Origin of the sequence: Atribacter sp., assembly GCF_035418125.1 — a bacterium.
Lineage (GTDB): Bacteria > Atribacterota > Atribacteria > Atribacterales > Atribacteraceae > Atribacter > Atribacter allofermentans.
The window spans coordinates 1-2,475 of sequence record NZ_DAOLQM010000298.1 but is presented as its reverse complement, the minus strand read 5'-3'; the positions used below and the strand labels follow the sequence as shown (position 1 = coordinate 2,475).

Here is a 2,475-nt window from a genome sequence, read left to right as displayed (position 1 = left end):
CTTATTCCGAGTAGGTTAATACTGTTAGAAACTAAACCTAATAAAAATACCCCTCCTAAGGTACCAAAGACATTTCCTCTCCCACCAAAGAGAGGAGTTCCTCCAATTACCGCTGCCGCAACTGAGCGTAATTCGTATCCAGTTCCCATAGTTGGCAAAGCCGAATCAAGTATAGAGCTTAAAACCAGAGCTGCAACGCCAACAAATAATCCATTCAAGGCGTAAAGAGCAATTTTCATCCGGCTTATTCTGATACCTGAGAGTCGAGAGGCTTCTTGATTGCCACCAATGGCAAAAGCATACCTCCCTAAAGGAATATTTCTTAAAAAGAAATGACTAAGAATCAGTAAACCAATAAATATAATTGCTGGGGCAGGTAATCCAAAAATATCACGAATACCAATCAATTCATAAAGTCCACCCATTCCATTAATCGGACTTCCCCGGCTTATCACTACTGCAATACCTTGAAGAAAAGTCATAGTTCCTAAAGTAATTATGAAAGGGTGAGCCCTTTCGGTTGCTGCTAAAACACCATTTAAAAATCCAAAAAAAACTGCGCAGGCAAAGAGGGCAAGAATACCCAAACCCAAAGAATGAGTTTGAACAATAGTAAGACCACCGACATAAGCACTAAGAGAAATAAGACTTCCGACCGAAAGGTCCAGCCCCCCAGAAATGAGGAGTATGGTCACCCCAATGCTGACAATACCCAAAACCGAGATTTGTTGAAGAATATTTAATATATTCTGTAGACTTAAAAAACGAGGATTGATTATTCCAGTAAAAATTATAATGGCTAAAAGAACTAACACTAATATATTTCTACCAATGGTGGCAAAAGAAAACATGATTACCCTCCTAACATAGCTTGCAGTAATTCTTTGGGGCTGGTAGAAGAAGAATCGGCTATTTCCTCTACGATCTGCCCTCTCCGTAAAATGATAATTCGATCGGCTACGGTAATAAGTTCCTCAAGATCTGAAGAGACGAGAAGAATACTTTTTTGTTTTGATTTGATATCGAAAAGTAAACGATGGATTTCCTGACGGGCTTCTACGTCTACACCTTGAGTTGGTTCTTCCAAGAGCCAAATTTGGGCATCGGCAAAAAGGGCCTTGGCGAAAAGAACTTTCCTCTGGTTCCCTCCACTCAAATACTGTACTTCAGTTTTCACTGATGGTGTAACAATTTTTAGCGCTTTCACTAAATTTTGTGCTTGATTTCCCTCTTTTTTCAGGTGGATAAAGCCTTGAGTGAGTACTTCTTTAAGATTAGAAAGAGTAATGTTTTTGGCTAAAGAAAGGGGGAGTACCAAACCTTCCTTACGCATATTTTCCGGAATAAAAAATAATCCCTTTTCTAAGGCATCATAAATGCTGGTAGGAGAATAAGTTTCTCCTCTTAAAAACATCTTTCCCTGAGAAAAAGGTATAAGTCCGGCAAGCAAACGAATAAGTTCATGGCAACCTGAATCGTTTCCTCCAAGAATCCCGAGTATCTCCTCATTGTGTAATGAGAGGTTTACATTTTGAAGGATGTTATAACAGGAAATTTCTTTAAGCTCTAAAATTTTTTCCCCAACCGGTTTTTTAATAACTGTAGAGAAATCAAGCTTATGCCCCGCCATTTTTTCAATTAAGGTTTCTTTATTTAGATCCCCTTTTTGGAAAGTACCAACTCCTTGTCCATTTCTTAACACAGTTATTCTTTGAGAAATTTCTAAAACTTCATCTAAATAGTGGGAAATGTAGAGTATTCCTATCCCTTGTTGTTGAAGTTGATGAATTAAGCTAAACAAAAAATCTACTTGTGATCCGGTTAGAGATGCGGTTGGTTCGTCGAGGAGAAGAACTTTAGCTTTATTACGAGCTAGTACTTTTAAGATGGCAACCTCCTGGCGGGCTGCTACGGATAAAGCAGCAACTAATTCGGTAGGTTGAATACTTAAGCCATAAGAGCGAATCCTCTCCTCAGCCTCTTGTTTCATGGTAGGAAAGTCTATACTTCCCCAACGGGTGCGAGGTTCCATCCCTAAAAATATATTCTCTGCTACGGTCAACCAGGGAACCAATTGTTGTTCCTGATAAACGGTAGCAATTCCGTTTAATCTGGCTTGATAAGGATTCAAAGATCGAAAAGACTTGTCCCCTATGTCGATCGATCCTTCGTCGGGGGCATAGGCTCCGGATATAATTTTCACTAAAGTGGATTTACCGGCTCCATTTTCTCCGACCAGAGCATGTACTTCCCCAGATATTAAAGTCATATTCACTTTATTTAAGGCTCGAACTCCTGGAAAACTCTTCGAAACATTCACAATATTTAAGAGGGGCTGATTTTCATCCAAAAGATAAAACCTCCTGATTTATTAAACTCCAAATCAATTACCACCATCATAAGGTATGGTCTATCCTGAAAATACCATCAAATGAATTCCCCCATTGAGGGGGGTTAGGGGGGTGTGCCTTTAAT

At 39.3% G+C, this 2,475-nt stretch carries 2 protein-coding genes; both read right to left on the bottom strand.

Annotation, left to right across the window (positions count from 1 at the left end):
* Positions 1-851 (bottom strand): ABC transporter permease (locus tag PLK24_RS10750; protein WP_324479006.1); only part of this gene is annotated, 851 nt, incomplete at its 3' end.
* A 2-nt stretch (positions 852-853) separates the two neighbouring features.
* The gene (locus PLK24_RS10745; protein ID WP_324479004.1) at positions 854-2,350 is read right to left on the bottom strand and encodes a sugar ABC transporter ATP-binding protein; all 1,497 of its coding nucleotides are present in this window, start codon (positions 2,348-2,350) and stop codon (positions 854-856) included.
* Between the last annotated feature and the right edge of the window lie 125 nt (positions 2,351-2,475).